The sequence below is a fragment of the Collinsella sp. LCP21S3_D3 genome, assembly GCF_052118305.1.
In the GTDB taxonomy this organism is placed as follows: Bacteria; Actinomycetota; Coriobacteriia; order Coriobacteriales; family Coriobacteriaceae; genus Collinsella.
Map to the genome: position 1 here is coordinate 99,637 of NZ_JBQKHK010000005.1, position 18,512 is coordinate 118,148.

Here is an 18,512-nt window from a genome sequence, read left to right on the forward strand (position 1 = left end):
TCTTATTGCAAGCCCGTCGCACGCGGAAACGGGCGCTCTCATTCCACACTGGATGATACAATTTACGGGCCGGCGGGCGAAGCGGGCCCTATCCCCCGACCGAGCTCATCGCCCCGCGTTGCCGTGCGGCGATTTTCGTAGGTTCGCGCCTTGCGAAAGCCGGCACCTCCCCTTTTTGCCTGCCCGGGCTCATCCGGGGCGGCAACAACGCGAACCCCACAACAGCGAGGAGTCACCATGAAGACATTGCTCAACGAGTTCAAGGAATTCATCAATCGCGGCAACGTGATGGACATGGCCGTCGGCGTGATTATCGGCGGCGCATTCACCGCCATCGTGACCTCACTTACCGATAACATCATCAACCCGCTTATCTCCGTGATTGCCGGCGGTAGCGCTACCGAGATCTCGGGGCTGGTGGTGCCGGGCACTAATATCGACTTTGGCGCCTTTATCGGCTCGTGCATCAATTTTTTGATTGTGGCGGCAATCGTCTTTGCCATCGTCAAGGCATTCAACAAGGCGCAGGAAATCGGCGACAGGCTCGCCGGTGCCACCGCCGAGGAAGCCGCACCGGCGCCCGTCTGTCCGTATTGCCTGGAAGAGGTGCACGAAGGCGCGACCAAGTGTTGCCACTGCGGAAGCGAGCTGCCCCGAGCGTAGGTGCCTTAGAGCCGACAGCGAGCGGCATCTACCACCTTGCAAAACAGCGCAGCGATTAAAAATGGCCCCACCCGGGGCCATTTTCGCTTACTTGGAGCGTAGATACGCGCCCCCGCTCTTATGCCTCGCGCAGCCAGTCAAACGCAACACGCGGCGTGCCGTCCGACACATACACGACGCCGGCACGCTCAAATCCCGCTTTAATACTCGCGCCCTGCATGGGCAGGTTGTCCCGATGCGTATCGATACGCAGATGGTCGGCACGCTCTTTGGCAAAGGCGAACATCGCAGCCGCGATACCGTGCACGGTGCCGTCGGACGCCACACGGTGCAGCACGGCGTACGGAGTGTCGCTACGCCATTGCCCGTCCTCAATTACGTCATAGCACTCGTCCGGGCCCGGTAAAAAGGCAAACGTCGCCACCACGCGGCCGTCGACTTCGCACACATAGCTACCACCGGCGGCGATATCGGCAGCCAGCTGCTCGGCAGAAGGCGTGCCCTCGGGCCACTGCGTGGCGTTGCCATGCGCGCGCATAAAGGCACGGGCCGCGTCATAGATAGCCATGACGGCGGGAATGTCGGTATCGAGGGTTTTTCTGATCATCACGCGGCGACCTCACGTTTATTGGTATCACTTTGATTGAGCAATGATACCAGCGTTTGAAGAGGGGCGAGAAGCAGATGGGAAGCAAAAAGCGAGCCGCCTGGTCAAAGGCCAAAAGCGAGTTTTTGGGCGCTGCCACCGGCGGCGCTATGAGCGACCTGTTTGCGCGCGAGGACGAGCGCCGCGACGCCCTGAACGCCGAGCGCGATGAAGCCTGGCGCTACAAGTCGTGCGAGCGCAAAAACCGTTACGACACACGCGCCGAGGCCGAGGCCGTTATGGCCGACTGCGAAAACCGCGGGCGGCGTGGTTTGGCCTGCTACAAATGCGAATACTGCGGCGGCTGGCACCTGACGTCGCACCCTTGGAAATAGGCCCCGCATCGGCACGGCACTGACGGAGCGCCAACCATCGCACGCAAGCTACGGGCGCGGCGGCACCAAAACATCGTAACGAACGGCCTTGCCCGCAAGTTGATAGCTCGGCTTAACGCCGGCAAGCAGCGGCCCCTTCACCGGCCGCTTGATAACGACCTTGCGCGGGCGCACCGCAAGCGCAGCTTCGACCAGCGTCTCCTCATCGGCACACGGCTGTTCCAGATGATGCAAGAGTTGGAACTTCTTTTTAACCGCCGCGCTCTTTGTGCGCTCGGGAAACATGGGGTCCAGATACACCACGTCGGGAGCGGTGAGCTCGCCCTGCCCGATCAACTCAGTTATATGGTGAAGGCCGGCAATGCTGTCCTCGCCCGCATGTAAGCGCATGCGTGCCACGGCAGTCGCAAGCGCCGGATTATCTGCCGCGCGATCCAAGGCATCCTTGAGGAGCGCCGCGATCACGCAATCCTGCTCATACAGATCGACGGTAAAGCCCGCAGCCGCCAGCAGCAGCGAATCCTCGCCAAAGCCTGCCGTGGCATCAATCGCCCATGGGCACTCGACGCCTTTTGCGCGCGCAGCCTTTACCAACAGCTCTTGCTGCAGACGGCCCTGTTTGAGCCGTGGCAGCATGCGGACAAAATCGGCACGCAACTCCATCGTGCCGTCGGTGAGCGTGAGGCCCGCGGACTTCCCGGTCAGCTCAAGCCCCGCGGCCCGAGCAACAGAAAAGGGATCGACGACGCCCATGGGTACTCCTTAACAAGCAAAATGAATACGTGAGCGCCGTTTATGCCAGCACCCAACCGTCCGCTATTGTCCCACATGCGACATGGCCCACAGCATCCCAATGCAAAGCACCGCCATCAATCCCGTGCACACGGCAGCGATCACAGAATCGCCCATGCGCCTTCCCAACGACCGCGGCTCATGCACTCGCCCTGCTCCGTACATCATGGCTCCTCCTTAAGAACAGCTCCTTGTTACGGTCTCATCATCGCAGCGCCGCACATGAGCTGCCATCGATTTGGCTTACGTCTAGCTTTCCTTTTTGAAAGGTCGGATTGGGCTGCGCGGGCTCAAAGCGCTTTCAGGCGCACGCATCGCTGCGTTGAACTACAATGTGCTTCACCATATGTGCAACACATGGGCTACGCCAGATCGGCGTACTCGTATCGAAAGGACCAGCCATGAGCTCCGCTCGCAAGACTCTCAAAATCCTTGCCCTCATCTACTTTGTTTTGGGCATCGCCAACCTCGTCATCGCCGGTATCGGTATCGCCAGGGGCAGCCTCGATTCCACGTACGGGTCGAACGCCATGCTCGCCGCGGTCGTGCTTGTCGTCAAGGGCATTGTCGATCTTTCCGCAGGTGTTGCGGGCATCAAGGGCGCCAACAAGCCCTCGCAGGTGGATAGCGCGTTTAAGCTCGGCATCGTTGCCGCAATCGCCACGATTGCGCAGGCCGTGCTCACGCTTCCCGCACTCGGCGGCAGCGCCGTCAATATCGGTGCCTTTGTCATCGTGGTCTACGACCTGTTCTTTGTTCAGCAGGCGCACGCCGTTAAGGCCGAGAACAAGGACCGCCTGTAGGCACTCGCTTCTCATAACCCCTGCAGCCAAGCAACTAACATGGGCCGATCGCGCAGTAACGCGGTCGGCCCTTTACATTTGCCCAGATAAAACCTGCCAAAATAAACCTGTCCCTTTTTGGCAGGTTGGTTAGCTGTGGCGGTACTCGGCAATGATGAAGTCGATGTCGGTTTTAAGGGTGTCCAGGTTTGCCAGGCGCTCTTTGTCGGTAGGGCGTGTGCGGTAGTAGTACGGCGTCATCTGGAACACCGCCTCGATGTCGGCCTGGGTCTGGAGCGTAATATTCGCGGACACCCGCTGTGTGCCGACCAGTTTAAGCTCCATCGTCTTCGGAAGCTTTTCGTCGTTGAGGTACGGCGTGTCGTAGAGCACCTCCTTGAGCCCAAAGAGATGACGGGTACCCGGCACCACGGTGTAGAGCGAACCCTCCGGCGCCAACACGCGGGCAAACTCGCGCTCGTTAAAGGGAGCAAAGAGCTCGGTCACCATATCGAAGGCGCCATCGGCCACTGGGATGTCTTTCATGTTGGCCACAAAATAGGTCGCATCGCCGCGCTTGGCGGCCAGGCGTACCATTTCTTTGCCCAGGTCAAAGCCATAAGCGTCCACGCCCGGCACCGCGCCCATCGCGCTGGTGTAGTAACCCTCACCGCAGCAAATATCGAGCAGCGTCATGGGGCCGCCTGTAGACGCAGCACGCCCAGAAACCCGTTTGCGCACCAGCTCGACCATTGCATCGCGCAGCGGCGCATAGTAGCCACGGTTCAAAAAGTCACGACGGCTGCGTGCCTGCGACTTGGGATCGCCCATGGAGTCGCCGCTCTTGGACGAACGTAGCAGATATAGATAACCCTCGTGCGCACGGTCAAACCGGTGTCCGCCCGCGCATGCAGCACCGCGCTCGTCGTCCACCAACGGCTCATGGCAAACGGGACACAACAACATGGCAACTCCTTAGCGCGAACAACACAACGTATACCATTGTCGCACGCCTTCCCCACCTAGTCATTGGGGACGTTCTTGAATGACTAGTCGTTTAAGAACGCCCCCAATGACTAGGTGATTAGGAGTATCATCGTCTGCGCAAATAAGCACGAAATAGCACGTTAGAAATTGAGAGCGTATGGCTGATACCGCATCTAAGCACATCGACATGACCACCGGCTCGCTGTGGCGCAATATCCCCCTGTTCGCCTTGCCCGTGGCCGCCACGAGCATCTTGGAGCAGCTGTCAAACCTCATCGCCACGGTCATTATCGGTAACTTCTCGGGCGACCAGGGAACCCTCGCCATGGCGGCAGTCGGCTCCAATGTTCCGCTTACCAGCCTTATGCTCAACCTGTTTATTGGCATGTCGCTTGGCTCCAACGTGGTCATCGCCAACGCTATCGGCCGCAACGATCAGAACATGGTCAAACGCGCCGTCCATACCTCGATTTTAATGGCGCTCGTGGGCTTTGTCGTCATCGCTCTGGGCGAGATCTTTGCCGAGCCCATGCTCGCCGCGCTCAACGTTCCCGCCGAGACCATGCCGCTCGCTTCGCTCTATCTACGCGTCTTTTTGCTCAGCATGCCCTCAATCTTGCTCTACAACTTTGAGGCCGCGATCTTCCGCTCCGTCGGCATCACCCGCATGCCGCTGCAAGCGCTTGCCGTGTCCACCGTCCTCAACATTGGCCTGGACCTCATCTTTGTCCCCGTACTCCACTGGGGCGTCGCGGGTGTCGCCATCGCCACCGTCATCGCCTACACCGTCAGCGCCGCTACACTCTTTATCCGCCTGCTCAAGACCGACTCCGTCGTCCGCGTCACCCCGCGCGACCTTGCTATCGACCCCGTCGCCCTCAAGCGCATCGTCAAGATCGGCCTGCCCGCCGGCATCCAAAGCGCCGTCTTTGCCGTCGCCAACATCATCATCCAGTCCGCCATCAACAGCCTGGGCACCGAGGTCATGGCGGCCTCGAGCGCCGCCATGAGCCTGGAGTACGTGTGCTACAACCTGCTCAACAGCTTTAGCCAGGCTTGCACCACCTTTGTGGGGCAAAACCACGGTGCCCGTCAGATCGACCGCTGCACCAAGACCCTTAAGGTCTGCCTGGTCGAAGGCGGTATCGTCGCGCTCACCACGATTATTGTTATTGTCGGCCTGGGGCGCGAGATCTTGTCGTTGTTCAACAGCGATCCCAACATCGTCTCGATCGGCTATATCCGCGTGTGCTCGATCTTCCCTGCGTATGCCTTTAGCATGTTCTACGAGAACATGTCCGGCTACCTGCGCGGCTTTGGTATCTCGCTCATACCCGCCCTTATCACCATGATCTGCGTCTGCGGCATCCGCTTCTATTGGGTATTCTGCGTGTTCCCGCACTTCCGCACCTTTGCGAACATCATGATGGTCTACCCCATCAGCCTGGGCACCACGGCGTTCTTTATGGTCGTGGCGGTACTACTCTGCCACCCGACACGCACCTATCGCGCCACCCAAGCCAAAGCGACAGCCTGCTAAACACCGCACTCAACGCCACGCCAGTCATTAATTGACAATATGCGAGCTCATATAGTCGATAAAGCGCCTCGTGGCGATAGGCATGGTGTCCCAGCTGCGCCAGGCCGCCACTACGTCGCGCGAGGGGGCGTGCACGATGGGACGTACGCGAATATCGGCCTGCATGCCCTCAACGGTACGGCGATACAGCATGCTCACGCCCAGACCCTCCTCCACCATCGCCATGATGGTGTAGTCGTCGGTGACCTCGCTCGTCACGTGCGGCGACAGGCCATGCGCCGCGAATGCATCGAGCACCAGGCTCTGTTCGCCCTCATCCAGCAGCACAAACGGCTCGGAAGCCAGGTCGGCGAGCGTCACTTTTTCCTTTGCCGCCAGCGGATGCGCGACAGGCAACAGTGCCACCAACTCGTCGTGATAGACCACGCGCTTCTCGAGCCCTGCGGTAAACCCACGTGCCGTAAAGCAAAAATCCACTACGCCGTCGTGCACCCATTGGGCGTTGCGCGTGTAGTCGCCCTGCTTGAGGGTAAAGCGTACGCCCGGGTGCAGCGCCCCAAAGTCGCGGATCACGCGCGGTAACACGGTTCGGCTCACGTTGGTAAACGTCGCGATGCGAATATCGGACGACGAAAGCCCCAGCAGCTCCTGGCGCTTGCCCTCGAGCTCAGCCTCGGCAGTCACAATCTGGCGCAGATACGGCAGATATTGTTTACCGTCGCGCGTAAGTGAAACGCCCTGCTTACCGCGCTCGATAAGCGTGGTACCCAGCTCGCGCTCGAGTGCCTTGACGGCCTGGCTCACCGCACTTTGCGTATAGCCCAGCTCGTCCGCCGCGCCCTTAAGGCTGCCGCAATCGACCACCATACAAACAATCTGATACCGCGACGCCATCGTGCCTCCACAACAATGCAGCCGTAAAACGTTTTGCCAGTGCTTTTCCTAATGACATTAGCATTTCTTAATCATACTGAAGATACATTCGCTTTACTACATCCAAATCTGGGAGCAGAATCCTTTTTACGAAACCGTTCTGCAACAAAAGGAGTCCCATGGATCGCAAAAAAGCAATCGCGCTCTCATTTTCCGTTCCCGTCGCATGGGGCTTTTCGTATCCCCTCATGAAGATCGGCATGGACAGCATGAACGCCACGAGTATCGTCGCGCTACGCTGTATCATCGCTTTTGTGGCCTGCCTGCTGCTCTTCCACAAGCGCGCGTTGCGCATTAACCGCGACCTTATGGTCCGTGCCGCCATCATCGGCGCCATCATGGCAACCGAGCTCACCTGCATGTGCCTGGGCTCCAGCCTCACCTCTGCCTCCACTGCCGGCTTTTTGCAGAGCCTGACGGTCGTGATCGTGCCGTTTGCCAACGCCGCCCTGCTGCACCGCGCCCCCGAGCGCAAAGTGCTCGTCGGCACCGCCATCGTCACCTGCGGTATGTTGCTGCTCTCGGGCGCCGACTTCACCAGCCTGAACCCGGGCGCGCTCATCATGCTGCTCTCCGCCTTTGTCTATGCCGGCCACATTATCGTGGCCAAGCGCTTTGTCGAAGAAGTCGATCCGCTTGCTCTGGGCGTTTGGCAGCTGGGCTTTGGCGGCTTATTCTCGGGCATCGCCGCATTCACCTTTGGCGGTTTCACACTCCCCGGCACGCCGGGCGAGGTCGTGGTCGTCGTCGCACTCGCACTCATCTGCTCTGCCTACGGCTTTATCACCCAGACGCTCGTGCAGCCCCACGTGCCCGCCGAGACCACCGGCTTTGCCTTCTCGCTCGAGCCAGTCTGCTCCGCCGTCTTTTCGTTCTTCCTAGTCGGCGAGGTCCTGAGCCCCATCGCCTTCCTGGGTGCAGCTCTCATCCTCACCGGCGTCATGGCGGCAACCGTCGAGCTTCCGCACCTCCGCGCACATGGACGCGCTCATATGGCAGGAGTGCCCGAACGCGCCTCGTAGACCCCGCTCTTCATGCAGCCGCGGCATAAAGGCAACCGGTGCGCCTTTACAATAGATGCCAACATAGCATTTGCCATAAAGGAGCTCCATGAACACCGCAACTCGCGACCGCAACATAGCAACTTGGTTGGACGATGCGCCGCAGCCGGTACGTGACACTACGAACCAGCTGCTCGAGCGCATCGCCCTTTTGCGTGCCGAGCAGACCATCTACCCGGCACAAGACGACATCCTCAATGCCCTCGCCTACACGCCGGCCGACCAGGTCAAAGTTGTCATCTTGGGCCAAGATCCTTATCACGGGCCCAACCAGGCCATGGGGTTATCGTTCTCGGTCCCCGCGACGCAAACCAAGCTGCCGCCAAGCCTGCGCAACATCTATAAGGAACTCAAAGCCGATCTGAGTTGTCCCATTCCCGCCACGGGAGATCTGACGCCATGGGCACAACAGGGCGTCCTGCTCCTCAACACTACGCTTACCGTGCGCGAGCATGCCGCGAACTCACACGCCAAGCTGGGCTGGAGTACGCTCACCGACTACGTTATCAAACGCTGCTGCCAGCTACCCCAACCGGTAGTCTTTTTGGCATGGGGCCGCTTTGCCCAGCAGATGGTTGAGGGCAAGCTCGCCGCAATCGACGCGGGCAAAACAACCGGCAAGTTCTGCCTTGCCTCCACGCACCCCTCGCCGCTTTCGGCCAACCGTGCCACGGCAGAACTCCCCGCTTTTATGGGGTCGCGACCCTTCTCGGCAGCCAATCGGCTACTCGAACAGCACGGCTCGACCCCCGTCAACTGGACTTGTCTCGGCTAAAAATCGATACATCAAAAATACGCCCGACGGCTTTCCATCGGGCGCGTTTCCTATTCGGGCCAAATAAATTGTGTGCGGCCGGCCTCGCCGCCATCAATGAGCAGGCTCTGCCCGGTCATAAACCGGTTGGTCACGCCCACAAAGTAGATCCACTCGGCGATCTCTTGGGCGGTTGCCCAGCGTTTAAGCGGTGTAAGCTCCATAATCTGGTTCCACAGGTGTTCGTCTTCCATCACGCAACGGTTGAGCGGCGTGATAACGCCACCCGGGTCCACACTGTTGGCGATGGCCTGCGGTGCCAGGCGGTTTGCAAGGTTCTTGGTGTAGGCGATAACGCCGCCCTTGCTGGCGGCATAGGCGGGAAACTCCGATCCCGTATGCCCGCTCGCCGACCCCACATTGACCACGGATTTGATGGCGGGCGCCGGCTTGGCGACAAGCCCCTCCCCCACAAAAGCGTAGCGCTCGGTCACGTTGATGGTGCCACGCAGGTTGGCGGCGATATCGTCGACCGAATCCTGCGTACCCGCAACGTTCACGATCACTTGGGGTTCAAGGTCGCCTGGAAACGAGTCAGGCTCGCGTACATCAACGACCAGATGGCGGTAGCGTTCGTGTTCGATCGCCGCCGGCAGCAGATCAAAGCCCACGACCTCGTGGCCCTCATCCAAAAAGCGCCGCACGCACGCGGCTCCGATACCGCCCGAAGCGCCCGTAATCAAAACCCGCATACTTGCTCCTTAGGCGGTTGCGTGACGCTTGAGGTACTCGGCGCCCACATTCTCACGCTCCCAGCCGCGCACGACCTTGTAGCCCACGGGGCTCAGGAAGACCTCGCACAGCAGCTCGGCAACAGCGCCGGTCAGCGAGCACATAAGGACCTGCACCCAGGTCCAACCAAAGAACGTGTGGCTCACCACAATGGCAAAGACCAGGTTGTCGATAAACTGGCCAACACCCGTGGACACATAGGAGCGGAAGGCGAAGCTCGCAAAGTTATTCTTTTTGAGCATACGGCCGAGCGACTGGTTGAGCGTGGAGTTAACCACGGCAGAAACGAACATTGCCAGCGAAGAGCCCAGCACCACGTACCAGGTGCCGCCGATGGTGGCGTTAAGGGCGGTGTTGACCTCGATCATGCCCGTGTCGTAGTAGGCGCCCCACATACCGGGTGTGAGCGAGCACGCCCAAAAGCACAGGCTCACGGCAAGGTTGACCGCCAGTGCGAGGATAGAGATTTTGATGGATGCCTTGGCGCCAAAGCGCTTGCAGATCATGTCCTGGCACAAAAACGAGACCCAGCTCACCACAAAGCCGCAATCGAGTGCCAGATACGGCAGGCTGATGAGCTCTTTGTTGGCCAGCAGGTTCATCATGATAACGCTCACGAAAAACAGCGAAACCGTTGCCGCGGGAATGCTCCGCAACAGGACCTTGTAGTCCTCCATGACCTTCTTGATCATTATGTACTCCTTTGGTTTTAGGTTTAACGAGCAGGATATCGGACCCGAACTGCTCGGACGCCCCGGTCTTGAGGCGACGGTGGGCATGATAGCCGCTCATGCGGCATCAGGCAAGCAGGCAGCGCGGCAGCCCCGCAGGGCCACCGCGCCGATGCGTTAAAAGACTACGTTGCCAAACTCCGACAGGATAAGGTCGGGGTTGTGGTCGGTTGCCCAATCCACGTTCCACGGGCTCGTAAACAGCAACAGCTTGCCACCGCGCATGTCCTCGACGCGCAGCGTGTCGCGCGTGAGCGAAAGGCCCGGGATATCGATGGTGTCGGGGTCGTTCTGGATCCAGCGAATGTCCGTATAGGGCAGCGGCTGGCGACGAACCTCAACACGGTACTCGGCCTTGAGGCGGCGCTCGAGCACCTCAAACTGTAGCACGCCGACCACGCCCACAATGACGCTCTCCATGCCGGCACCCAGCTCGCGGAAGATCTGGATGGCGCCCTCCTGGGCAAGCTCCTCCATGCCCTTGACGAACTGCTTGCGCTTGAGCGTGTCGACCTGCGTAATGCGAGCGAACATCTCGGGGGCAAACGTCGGGATCTGTGGGTACTGCACATGGCGCTTGCCGGAGCACACGGTGTCGCCGACACTAAAGATACCCGGGTCGAACAGGCCCACGATATCGCCCGCGTACGCCTCGTCCACGATGGCGCGGTCGTCGGCCATCATCGACGTGCCCGTGGCAAGCTTAAGCTTGCGGTTGCCCTGCACGTGGAAGGCATCCATGCCGCGCTCGAACTTACCCGAGCAAATGCGCACAAAGGCGATGCGGTCGCGGTGGTTCTTGTCCATGTTGGCCTGGATCTTAAACACAAAGCCGCTAAAGTCGTCGCGGCAGGGATCGACCGGTTCACTGGTAAGCGTATCGGTATAGGCACGCGGCGTCGGGGCCAGACGCAGGAACTCCTTAAGGAAGGGTTCCACGCCAAAGTTGGTAAGCGCCGAGCCAAAAAACGCCGGGCTCAGCTTGCCGCAGGCCACGGCATCCAAGTCGAGCTCGTCGCCGGCGCCATCGAGCAGCTCGATGTCGTCCATCAGGTTCTTATGGTTCTCCTCGCCGATGAGCTCATCCATAGAAGAATCGCCCAGCTCGGCCTCGACCTCGGCGACCTTCTTGGTGGCGTTGGCGTGACCGTCACCCTCAAAGGCAATGACGCGACGGGTCTGACGATCGAACACGCCGCGGAAATTGCGGCCGCTGCCAATCGGCCAGTTCATGGGATACGTATTGATGCCCAGGACATTCTCGATCTCTTCCATGAGCTCAAACGGATCGCGAGCCTCGTGGTCGAGCTTGTTCACAAAGGTGAAGATGGGAATGTGGCGCAGCGTACAGACCTTAAAGAGCTTCTTGGTCTGGGCCTCGACGCCCTTGGCGCCGTCGATGACCATGACTGCGGCGTCAGCGGCCATAAGGGTACGGTAGGTATCCTCCGAAAAGTCCTGGTGACCGGGGGTATCGAGGATGTTGACGCAGGCGCCGTTGTAAGTGAACTGCAGCACCGAGGAGGTGACGGAAATGCCGCGCTCCTTCTCGATGTCCATCCAGTCCGAGACGGCATGCTTGGCCGAGCTCTTGCCCTTGACCGAGCCGGCGGTCTGGATGCTGCCGGTATAGAGCAGCAGCTTCTCGGTAAGCGTGGTCTTACCGGCATCCGGGTGGCTGATGATCGCGAATGTGCGGCGCGACGAGATTTCATCCGACAGGCTTGCCATGCGGATCCTTTCTTGCATTGAGTGCATTACGTCGTTGTAACCGCACTATTGTAGCCGCGAAATTCCGCTCTAGGGCGCCTATCAGGACAAATTCATCAGTTGGGGCCTGTGTAGCAGTCGATGACGGCACTCCGCAGCAGTTTGTCTCGATCAGTAACATCTAGACGGTTTTTGAACCTCTACCTGTTACAGATTTAGACAAACAGGTGGGCGTCCCAAAAAGATCTCGATCTGTAACATCTAGCAGCCAAAAACTTCTCCAGTTGTTACAGATTGAGACAACCAGGTGGGGCCCACCAGCAAAATCTCAATCTGTAACAGGTAGCCGTCCAAATCGGTTCCAGATGTTACAGATTGAGATGAATGAACGAGCGGACAATCCCTATTTACCTCTTGCATAACTGTGCATAGTGTATATATACTGTGCTTACCGGTTATATACACGTGTAGCCCAACAGCTAAGGAGCCGCTGTGGACATCATCCTATCCAATTCGAGCGACAAGCCCATCTACGAGCAGATAACCTCGCAAGTCAAAGCTCAGATCTTATCGGGCACGCTCGCTGCGGGAGCCAAACTCCCCAGCATCCGTGCACTCGCGAGCGACCTAGGTGTGAGCGTCATCACCACCAAACGCGCCTACGCCGACCTAGAGCAACTCGGGTTTATCTGCACCGTGCAGGGCAAGGGCTGTTTTGTCGCCGAGGGCAACCAGGAGCTCTTGCGCGAAAACCAGCTATGCCATATCGAAGACCTGCTTGCGAAAGCGGCGAGCCAAGCCGAAGCCTTGGGCGTCACGCGCGACAAACTGCACGAAATGCTCGACCTGGTAGCCCCCGAAACCATGCAGTAGCCATCTGCAAGAAAGGCTATACCATGCAAAACTTGCTTGAACTCAAAGGCATCTCACGCGCTGTAAGCGACCGCTTTTCACTACGCGATGTCACGCTCGCCGTGGAGCCCGGCCAGATTGTTGGCTTTGTGGGCGCAAACGGCGCCGGCAAGACAACGACCATTCACGCCGCGCTCGGGCTTATAAAGCTCGATGCCGGCGAGGTGCACCTGTTTGGGCAGCACTGCGGCGCCGACGCGCCCGGTGAAGCGCAGCGTTGTCTGCGCACTCGTGTCGGCCTCGTGCTGGACACATGCCCCTTCCCTTCCACACTCAAGGTGACCGAAGTTGAGGCACTCGTAAGCCCGGCGTACCCCACCTGGAGCCACGACACCTTCGCCAGCCTCATCGACCGATTTGGCTTGGATCCCAAGGCGAAGGTCAAGGACCTCTCCCGCGGCATGGGCATGAAGCTGCAGCTTGCCTGTGCGCTCAGCCACAAGGCCAAGCTGCTCGTTTTGGACGAAGCCACCGCGGGTCTTGATCCCATGGCACGCGAGGAGCTGCTCGACGAGCTGCTCGTCTTTGTTTCCGACGGCCAGCGCAGCGTGCTGCTCTCGAGTCACATTACGTCCGACCTCGATCGCGCTGCCGACCGCATCATTTGCATCGATAACGGCTCGATTGTGTTTGACCTGCCACGCGAGGACATTACCGACCGCGCCGGCATCGCCCACTGTACCCAAGCGCAGGCCGCCGAGCTTATGGCTTGCGTCGAAGGCGCCCGTGCCGCCCACCACGCTTATAGCGTGGACGTGCTCGTGCCCAACCGTCGCGAAACGCTCGAGGCCTTCCCCGAGATTCCCTGCGATCGGGCAACCATTGACGATTATCTACGCCTCACGCTGAAAGGGGCTTCGAAATGAAACGCGCCTTTATGTCCGAGCTCGCCATCGTTCGCACGCTTGTCCCAAGCATAGCGGGCGTCGGCCTGTTCATATTCGTTGTGCTGACCCTCGCCAACACGTCAGGTGGCGACTCCGGCATGAGTGCCGGCGCCTGCGCGCTCAGCGCCATGTCGCCTATCATGGTCATGAGCTCGCTGGCAGGCTTCGACAATCAAAACGGATGGGAGCGTTATCGGGCAACGCTGCCCCTCTCGCGCAAAGACATCATCTGCGCACGCTACCTGAGCATCGTTGTCTTCTCGGCCGTCATGACGTGCGCCGCCACGCTTTTGAGTATCGTCGCCATCCCGCTCTTCAACAGCGCGGGCATTCCTTCGACGGGACAGACGGTCTTTGAAATCGCAATCGCCTCGGCAGCATCGATGCTCATCTCCCTCATGATGGTGTTTTTGGCGCAGCCGCTGTTCTTTCGATTTGGACACATGGAGGCGCTGCGCCTATCCGTTGGCCTGTTTGCCCTGCTCGGATGCCTTGCCATGGCCACGCTAAGCTCCTCCAACCCCATCAGCAACTGGCTCATGTCGATTGCCGGGGCGAATCCCGATCCCACCGTCCTTGGCTGTCTGTGTGCAGGAACTGCAGTACTGGCGCTCGCACTATGTGTAATCAGCTGCGCTGTCAGCACCAAGGTTTATCGAGTACGCGATCTGTAGCCACGCGTGTCTCAATCTACGAAGGACGCGATCGCCGCCCCTCCCCGCAAATCCGTGACAAACGGCATATCCCGGCACGCCCGTGACGTTTTACAATATAAACGTCACGGGCCTCGGCTCAGTCTCGATCATCCAAGGGGATGTCTTTTTGGTCATTGTTCTTTAGGGAACGGTCAATCGCATAGAACCACGAAAACGGCCGTCCAACGGCCGTGGTTTGTTGCGCCGTTCCGCCTCCGTCATCTGCCATTTTTGCACCTGATAGGAAAGAACAATGCAAACCCAGGAATCTCAATCCTTCCCAAAAGCAACTAGCTTCGGCGCGACACTCGTACGCTCTAAGATTATGGGCCCTAATCCCCTCAAGCTCTGCGAAGAGCTGCTTCGCGATGTGCATATCCCCTGCGGCGTCCGCGTCTGCGACCTTGGATCGGGCACCGGTATCACCAGCGCCCTACTCGCCCGCGAATACGGGTTTGACACCTACGCTGTCGATCTGTGGAGCGACCCCGTCGAAAACCGTGCGTTCTTCGATTCGCTCGGTATCTCGCGCGACACGATTCACCCTGTTAAGGCAGACGCCTCGCAGGGGCTGCCGTTTGAGCACGACTATTTTGATGCGGTCGTAAGTATCGACTCGTACAACTACTACGGCCGTGACCCACACTATCTGGGTGAGCGCCTACTCCCCTACGTAAAGCAAGGTGGGATGCTCTACTTAAGCATCCCCGGCATGGTTTACGACTGCCACGACAACCTGCCCGTTTGCCTGCTCAAGTCCTGGACACCCGAGCAGCTCGACTATATGCACGACATAGCCTGGTGGCGCGCCATGATCGAGCCGACCCCCGGCGTCGAGATTGTCTCGATGCAGCCTATGCTCTGCACGGATGAAGCATGGAAAGACTGGCTCGCCTGCGACAACGAGCACGCAGCAGGCGACCGCGCTGCCGTTGAAGCCGGTGCGCTCGAATACCTCAACACCATCGCCATTGTGCTGAGGAAGCTCTAAACATTAGCCGCGCGAGGCCGTAAACAAATGGCCTCGCGCGGCTTCTTCAAAACGAGTTCTGAACGAACGCAAAGCGCAATATGCTACTTGCGCAGCGGCTTGGGCAGCGGAATGCCGGCGGCGATGGCTGCGGCGATGATCATGCAGACGATGCCCTTGAGCGGGAAGCACATGAGCAGCAGGCCCACAACCATGACAGGCTGGCGCATGACGGCGCCCATCGTCGATGCCGTGCAGACGGCGACGCAAAAGACCGGATCGGCGCCGGTGAGGATGGCAAGGCCATAGCCCAGGCTTACGCCCGAGAAGATAACCGGGAAGAAGTGACCGCCACGCCAGCCCATATTGATGAGGGCGGGGGTCAGCATAGCCTTGACAAGACCGGTCGCGATAAGCACGCCGGCGGGAATGGTCAGATAGGTTTCCATGAGCACATCGGCCTGGGTCTCGCCGGCAAACATGGTGTAGGGCAGGAGCGTGCCACAGATGGCGAGCGCCAGACCGGCCATCATGGCCTTGACGACAGGACGCTCCCCTATTGCATGGGACAGCGCCTCGCTCGCGTGCTCGGAGACAAAGTACAGCCAACCGCAAACGGTGCCGAGCAACGCCAGCGGAATGAGCCAGGCAAGCTCCAGGTTGCCCACCTCGGCGGACTCGAACCTGGGCATGCCCATGCCGCCGCCCACGAGCTGGCCAAGCAACAGGTAAGTGCCCAGACCGCCGGCAATCGCAATGCCGTAGACCACGGTCTTTTGCGCCTTGGGCAGCTTGATGGTGATCTCGTCGGACGCGGACTCATCGTCGGCATCTTCGCCCTGGCCGTCGGCGCTACCGGCGAGCGGCGCCACAAAGCCAAAGACAGGCGCGGTAAAGAGCGCCGTCAGGGCAGCCTGGGTACCTAGCAGCGTGAGCTCCCTAAACTCGGCGCCAAAGCGACGCATGCGGTCGCCGACCCAGCTGCACAGGCCCGCGATAACGCCGGTCAGGCCGGCCTCCGGTCCAATACTTCCGCCAAACAGCAGCGGCAGCAATGCCGCAAGCGAAAGCTTGCCCAGATTGTCGTACGGGTAGCGCCCATCTTGCTTGACCTTAGCCATCACCTGATTGAGGTTATCGGTCTTGGTGTCTGTCATCTTTTCGTACAGACCGATTAACAGGCCGCCCAGCAGGCAGACAAAAAACGGGTACGGCAGAAAGCCAAACGGGCCGCTGGCGAGCTCGGGCGAAGCGACGCCCAGTGCGTGCGGAACCTCGGTCCATAGATAGTCGATGCCGTGCTCCATCACAAAAAAGAACAGCCAGACCGCGGCACCTGCGAACGCACCGGTCACGGCAACGCTAACTAAAAACAGTGCGCGGTTTGTGGGTTTAGCGAGCTTATCCATCGGGTCCTCCCGCGGTCAAAGTCGAAATAGATACGTTTTATTGTAGAGCGAGTGTGGCCCAGACAAGCCAACCGTCTGCGCTGCAAACGGAGCCACCGGGGGCCACAGCGGGACAGGCTCAAGGCTTATCCGTTGATAATTGATGCGATTTCGTACAGATCCTCGGCAAAGTAAATGCCTTGCTGGCGCCGTGGGCTTGATAAACCCTTATCAATCATATGTCCGAGCAGCGCCTTGAGGTCGTTGTAGTAACCGTCCAGGTTATACAGGATGCACGGAGCACTCAGGTGCCCCAACGACACCGCGGACATAACCTCGGCAATCTCCTCGAGTGTGCCCGTCCCACCGGGAAAAGCAACGAACGCATCGCCGAGCTCGATCATCTTTGCCTTACGCTCCGCCATATCGCTCGTCACGATGAGGTCGTCGATACCGTCATGTTGAAACTCGGCCTCGATAAAAAAACTCGGCTCCACACCCGTCACGTGCCCGCCGGCATTAAGCACGCTATCGGCGAGCGCGCCCATCAGGCCCGACTTGGATCCGCCGTACACGAGCGCGTGCCCGTTGGCGCCAATCCAGTTGCCCAGCTCCTGCACCGCAGGCAGAAACGCCGGGTCATTGCCGATACTGGCACCCAGATACACGGTGATATTCAAATTCAGTCCCCCTCATCGTGACGCGCGGCGCCCGTTTTAGCGCTGGCGCCGGCGATATTCGCGCACGCGGCGCGACAGATCGGCGAGCTCGTCACGATCGAGCTCTTCCAAATGCTCAAGATCATCCATAAAGCGCGCCATAGTGTCCTTTTGATGCATCTTGATGAGCATATTGCAGTAGCTCACCGCCACGCCCGTGAGCATGGCAATGTAAAAAATGCTGATAACGCTCAGGACGACCGTGATGACACGGGCGACCGGCGTTTCGGCCGGAATGTCGCCAAAGCCGATCGTCGATACGGTCTCAAAGCTAAACCAAAGGCCATCGCCAAACGTAAGAGTTGTTGGCTCAGAGAGCCAAACAGCCATTGAACACAGAAGATAAAAGACGAGAAAAAGGCCCGTGATGCGCACGAAACCGGCTTGACGCAACACATCGGCCAGCGTCCTCAGCTTTTTCATCGAGACCCCCTTTTTCAGGACAAGCAAACGCTTTTGGTCGGTATTGTCCCACGCCTCCCCCGCAAACGGAACCAGCCATCGAGAATGCCCCTAGACGACGAGTTGTGAGGGACAATCCTTCCACAACAAAAAGTGCGTTTCAATCTGCGACAAATAGGATGTTCCCGTCGGCCTCGCAGCCTGAACTAGTATCTTGATATAGACATACCACCCACCGCCGTGCACGCAACACGCGGAAAGAAAGGAAACCCACGATGTTTAGACCTCTTCGTAGAAAGAAGCGTGCTATCACCGATCAAGAGGCACGAGAGCTACTTGTTAATTGCAAACGCGGCATTTTTGCCGTCAACGGAGACGACGGCTATCCTTACGCCATTCCCGTTAACTACTACTTTGACCCCGAGCACGACAAAATTTACTTTCATGGAGCCAAGGCGGGGCATAAGGTCGATGCACTCAAACGCAGCGACAAAGTCTGCTTTACCGTCTATGGCAACGATTGGTACAAAGACGACGACTGGGCACCCTATGTTCAGAGCACTGTGGTTTTTGGCCGTTGCCGCCTCGTGAACGATGACCCGGCGTTTGTCGAAGACAAAGTCCGACAGTTTGCCCTCAAGTACTATCCTTCTGCCGAAGAGGTCGAAGAGGAGATCAAGCAAAGTATCAGGGGCGTCCAGCTGTATGAAATTACGGTTGAACACCTTTGCGGCAAGCAAATTCAAGAAAAGTAGCAAACGTGGAAAACGCGCTCGCAACCCTCTACGCCCTATGCGCCCACGCACATTGACG

At 59.0% G+C, this 18,512-nt stretch carries 21 protein-coding genes; 11 read left to right on the top strand and 10 right to left on the bottom strand.

Annotated features, from left to right (window positions below):
- Positions 1-237: 237 nt before the first annotated feature.
- Positions 238-663 carry a large conductance mechanosensitive channel protein MscL gene (mscL, locus tag ACTQ1S_RS03690; protein WP_154517006.1) on the top strand — a complete coding sequence of 142 codons (426 nt, stop codon included), beginning with the start codon at positions 238-240 and terminating at the stop codon, positions 661-663.
- 118 nt (positions 664-781) lie between these two features.
- Here the strand turns inward: mscL and ACTQ1S_RS03695 are convergent, their stop codons facing one another.
- Positions 782-1,270 carry an N-acetyltransferase gene (locus ACTQ1S_RS03695; protein WP_427794959.1) on the bottom strand — a complete coding sequence of 163 codons (489 nt, stop codon included), beginning with the start codon at positions 1,268-1,270 and terminating at the stop codon, positions 782-784.
- 77 nt (positions 1,271-1,347) lie between these two features.
- Between ACTQ1S_RS03695 and ACTQ1S_RS03700 the strand changes: the two genes are divergently transcribed.
- The gene (locus tag ACTQ1S_RS03700) at positions 1,348-1,644 is read left to right on the top strand and encodes a hypothetical protein (RefSeq protein WP_427747514.1); all 297 of its coding nucleotides are present in this window, start codon (positions 1,348-1,350) and stop codon (positions 1,642-1,644) included.
- Positions 1,645-1,692: 48 nt separating this feature from the next.
- On the opposite strand, the gene ACTQ1S_RS03705 is transcribed toward ACTQ1S_RS03700, so the two are convergent.
- Positions 1,693-2,397, bottom strand: a complete 705-nt coding sequence (locus tag ACTQ1S_RS03705) for a class I SAM-dependent methyltransferase (RefSeq protein ID WP_441547110.1) — start codon at positions 2,395-2,397, stop codon at positions 1,693-1,695.
- Between the two features lie 440 nt (positions 2,398-2,837).
- Here ACTQ1S_RS03705 and ACTQ1S_RS03710 point away from each other — a divergent pair, with 440 nt between their 5' ends.
- Positions 2,838-3,239: a hypothetical protein gene (locus ACTQ1S_RS03710; RefSeq protein ID WP_427719347.1), complete on the top strand. Its 402-nt coding sequence runs from the start codon at positions 2,838-2,840 to the stop codon at positions 3,237-3,239.
- Positions 3,240-3,368: 129 nt separating this feature from the next.
- On the opposite strand, the gene ACTQ1S_RS03715 is transcribed toward ACTQ1S_RS03710, so the two are convergent.
- Entirely contained in the window at positions 3,369-4,184 is an 816-nt protein-coding gene (locus tag ACTQ1S_RS03715; RefSeq protein WP_441547111.1) for a putative RNA methyltransferase, read from the bottom strand.
- 178 nt (positions 4,185-4,362) lie between these two features.
- Between ACTQ1S_RS03715 and ACTQ1S_RS03720 the strand changes: the two genes are divergently transcribed.
- Positions 4,363-5,745, top strand: coding sequence for an MATE family efflux transporter (locus tag ACTQ1S_RS03720; RefSeq protein WP_427794264.1), 1,383 nt, complete (start codon positions 4,363-4,365; stop codon positions 5,743-5,745).
- A 27-nt stretch (positions 5,746-5,772) separates the two neighbouring features.
- Here the strand turns inward: ACTQ1S_RS03720 and ACTQ1S_RS03725 are convergent, their stop codons facing one another.
- Positions 5,773-6,639 carry a LysR family transcriptional regulator gene (locus ACTQ1S_RS03725; protein ID WP_441068590.1) on the bottom strand — a complete coding sequence of 289 codons (867 nt, stop codon included), beginning with the start codon at positions 6,637-6,639 and terminating at the stop codon, positions 5,773-5,775.
- Between the two features lie 158 nt (positions 6,640-6,797).
- Here ACTQ1S_RS03725 and ACTQ1S_RS03730 point away from each other — a divergent pair, with 158 nt between their 5' ends.
- Together ACTQ1S_RS03730 and ACTQ1S_RS03735 are read left to right on the top strand one after the other, a co-directional pair.
- Entirely contained in the window at positions 6,798-7,700 is a 903-nt protein-coding gene (locus tag ACTQ1S_RS03730; RefSeq protein WP_441063997.1) for a DMT family transporter, read from the top strand.
- A gap of 88 nt (positions 7,701-7,788) precedes the next feature.
- Entirely contained in the window at positions 7,789-8,514 is a 726-nt protein-coding gene (locus ACTQ1S_RS03735; RefSeq protein WP_441547112.1) for a uracil-DNA glycosylase, read from the top strand.
- 50 nt (positions 8,515-8,564) lie between these two features.
- On the opposite strand, the gene ACTQ1S_RS03740 is transcribed toward ACTQ1S_RS03735, so the two are convergent.
- The 3 genes from ACTQ1S_RS03740 to ACTQ1S_RS03750 all read right to left on the bottom strand — a co-directional run bounded on the left by ACTQ1S_RS03740 (position 8,565) and on the right by ACTQ1S_RS03750 (position 11,747).
- The gene (locus tag ACTQ1S_RS03740; RefSeq protein ID WP_441547113.1) at positions 8,565-9,245 is read right to left on the bottom strand and encodes an SDR family NAD(P)-dependent oxidoreductase; all 681 of its coding nucleotides are present in this window, start codon (positions 9,243-9,245) and stop codon (positions 8,565-8,567) included.
- A 9-nt stretch (positions 9,246-9,254) separates the two neighbouring features.
- Positions 9,255-9,977 (bottom strand): VUT family protein, encoded by a 723-nt coding sequence (locus tag ACTQ1S_RS03745; RefSeq protein WP_229770709.1) that lies wholly within the window; start codon positions 9,975-9,977, stop codon positions 9,255-9,257.
- A gap of 156 nt (positions 9,978-10,133) precedes the next feature.
- A complete protein-coding gene (locus tag ACTQ1S_RS03750) occupies positions 10,134-11,747 on the bottom strand; it encodes a peptide chain release factor 3 (protein WP_427719358.1) in 1,614 nt (537 codons plus the stop codon).
- A gap of 471 nt (positions 11,748-12,218) precedes the next feature.
- Here ACTQ1S_RS03750 and ACTQ1S_RS03755 point away from each other — a divergent pair, with 471 nt between their 5' ends.
- The 4 genes from ACTQ1S_RS03755 (at position 12,219) to ACTQ1S_RS03770 (ending at position 15,211) form a co-directional block, all read left to right on the top strand.
- Entirely contained in the window at positions 12,219-12,599 is a 381-nt protein-coding gene (locus tag ACTQ1S_RS03755; RefSeq protein WP_370450620.1) for a GntR family transcriptional regulator, read from the top strand.
- A 23-nt stretch (positions 12,600-12,622) separates the two neighbouring features.
- On the top strand, positions 12,623-13,504 hold the full coding sequence (locus tag ACTQ1S_RS03760) for an ABC transporter ATP-binding protein (protein ID WP_441547114.1): 882 nt from the start codon (positions 12,623-12,625) through the stop codon (positions 13,502-13,504).
- Positions 13,501-14,199 carry an ABC-2 transporter permease gene (locus ACTQ1S_RS03765; RefSeq protein WP_441547115.1) on the top strand — a complete coding sequence of 233 codons (699 nt, stop codon included), beginning with the start codon at positions 13,501-13,503 and terminating at the stop codon, positions 14,197-14,199. The genes ACTQ1S_RS03760 and ACTQ1S_RS03765 overlap by 4 nt, the downstream gene beginning before the upstream one ends.
- A 274-nt stretch (positions 14,200-14,473) precedes the next feature.
- Entirely contained in the window at positions 14,474-15,211 is a 738-nt protein-coding gene (locus ACTQ1S_RS03770; protein ID WP_441547116.1) for an SAM-dependent methyltransferase, read from the top strand.
- Positions 15,212-15,294: 83 nt separating this feature from the next.
- Here the strand turns inward: ACTQ1S_RS03770 and ACTQ1S_RS03775 are convergent, their stop codons facing one another.
- From ACTQ1S_RS03775 to ACTQ1S_RS03785, 3 genes are all read right to left on the bottom strand, one after another.
- Complete coding sequence (locus ACTQ1S_RS03775) at positions 15,295-16,599, bottom strand: chloride channel protein (protein ID WP_441547117.1); 1,305 nt, start codon at positions 16,597-16,599, stop codon at positions 15,295-15,297.
- Positions 16,600-16,724: 125 nt separating this feature from the next.
- Entirely contained in the window at positions 16,725-17,258 is a 534-nt protein-coding gene (locus tag ACTQ1S_RS03780; RefSeq protein ID WP_441064011.1) for a TIGR00730 family Rossman fold protein, read from the bottom strand.
- A gap of 36 nt (positions 17,259-17,294) precedes the next feature.
- Positions 17,295-17,720, bottom strand: a complete 426-nt coding sequence (locus ACTQ1S_RS03785) for a potassium channel family protein (RefSeq protein ID WP_154516963.1) — start codon at positions 17,718-17,720, stop codon at positions 17,295-17,297.
- Between the two features lie 254 nt (positions 17,721-17,974).
- On the opposite strand from ACTQ1S_RS03785, the gene ACTQ1S_RS03790 reads away from it, so the two are divergent.
- The gene (locus tag ACTQ1S_RS03790; RefSeq protein ID WP_154516961.1) at positions 17,975-18,454 is read left to right on the top strand and encodes a pyridoxamine 5'-phosphate oxidase family protein; all 480 of its coding nucleotides are present in this window, start codon (positions 17,975-17,977) and stop codon (positions 18,452-18,454) included.
- Positions 18,455-18,512 lie beyond the last annotated feature (58 nt).

Excerpts from the sequence above, each read along its gene's own strand:
- ACTQ1S_RS03790 (WP_154516961.1), top strand. The coding sequence starts at position 17,975 with ATGTTTAGACCTCTTCGTAGAAAGAAGCGTGCTATCACCGATCAAGAG.
- ACTQ1S_RS03695 (WP_427794959.1), bottom strand. The coding sequence starts at position 1,270 with ATGATCAGAAAAACCCTCGATACCGACATTCCCGCCGTCATGGCTATC.
- ACTQ1S_RS03700 (WP_427747514.1), top strand. The coding sequence starts at position 1,348 with ATGGGAAGCAAAAAGCGAGCCGCCTGGTCAAAGGCCAAAAGCGAGTTT.
- ACTQ1S_RS03720 (WP_427794264.1), top strand. The coding sequence starts at position 4,363 with ATGGCTGATACCGCATCTAAGCACATCGACATGACCACCGGCTCGCTG.
- ACTQ1S_RS03760 (WP_441547114.1), top strand. The coding sequence starts at position 12,623 with ATGCAAAACTTGCTTGAACTCAAAGGCATCTCACGCGCTGTAAGCGAC.
- mscL (WP_154517006.1), top strand. The coding sequence starts at position 238 with ATGAAGACATTGCTCAACGAGTTCAAGGAATTCATCAATCGCGGCAAC.
- ACTQ1S_RS03710 (WP_427719347.1), top strand. The coding sequence starts at position 2,838 with ATGAGCTCCGCTCGCAAGACTCTCAAAATCCTTGCCCTCATCTACTTT.
- ACTQ1S_RS03715 (WP_441547111.1), bottom strand. The coding sequence starts at position 4,184 with ATGTTGTTGTGTCCCGTTTGCCATGAGCCGTTGGTGGACGACGAGCGC.
- ACTQ1S_RS03785 (WP_154516963.1), bottom strand. The coding sequence starts at position 17,720 with ATGAAAAAGCTGAGGACGCTGGCCGATGTGTTGCGTCAAGCCGGTTTC.
- ACTQ1S_RS03730 (WP_441063997.1), top strand. The coding sequence starts at position 6,798 with ATGGATCGCAAAAAAGCAATCGCGCTCTCATTTTCCGTTCCCGTCGCA.
- ACTQ1S_RS03725 (WP_441068590.1), bottom strand. The coding sequence starts at position 6,639 with ATGGCGTCGCGGTATCAGATTGTTTGTATGGTGGTCGATTGCGGCAGC.
- ACTQ1S_RS03740 (WP_441547113.1), bottom strand. The coding sequence starts at position 9,245 with ATGCGGGTTTTGATTACGGGCGCTTCGGGCGGTATCGGAGCCGCGTGC.
- ACTQ1S_RS03705 (WP_441547110.1), bottom strand. The coding sequence starts at position 2,397 with ATGGGCGTCGTCGATCCCTTTTCTGTTGCTCGGGCCGCGGGGCTTGAG.
- ACTQ1S_RS03735 (WP_441547112.1), top strand. The coding sequence starts at position 7,789 with ATGAACACCGCAACTCGCGACCGCAACATAGCAACTTGGTTGGACGAT.
- ACTQ1S_RS03770 (WP_441547116.1), top strand. The coding sequence starts at position 14,474 with ATGCAAACCCAGGAATCTCAATCCTTCCCAAAAGCAACTAGCTTCGGC.
- ACTQ1S_RS03745 (WP_229770709.1), bottom strand. The coding sequence starts at position 9,977 with ATGATCAAGAAGGTCATGGAGGACTACAAGGTCCTGTTGCGGAGCATT.
- ACTQ1S_RS03775 (WP_441547117.1), bottom strand. The coding sequence starts at position 16,599 with ATGGATAAGCTCGCTAAACCCACAAACCGCGCACTGTTTTTAGTTAGC.
- ACTQ1S_RS03765 (WP_441547115.1), top strand. The coding sequence starts at position 13,501 with ATGAAACGCGCCTTTATGTCCGAGCTCGCCATCGTTCGCACGCTTGTC.
- ACTQ1S_RS03750 (WP_427719358.1), bottom strand. The coding sequence starts at position 11,747 with ATGGCAAGCCTGTCGGATGAAATCTCGTCGCGCCGCACATTCGCGATC.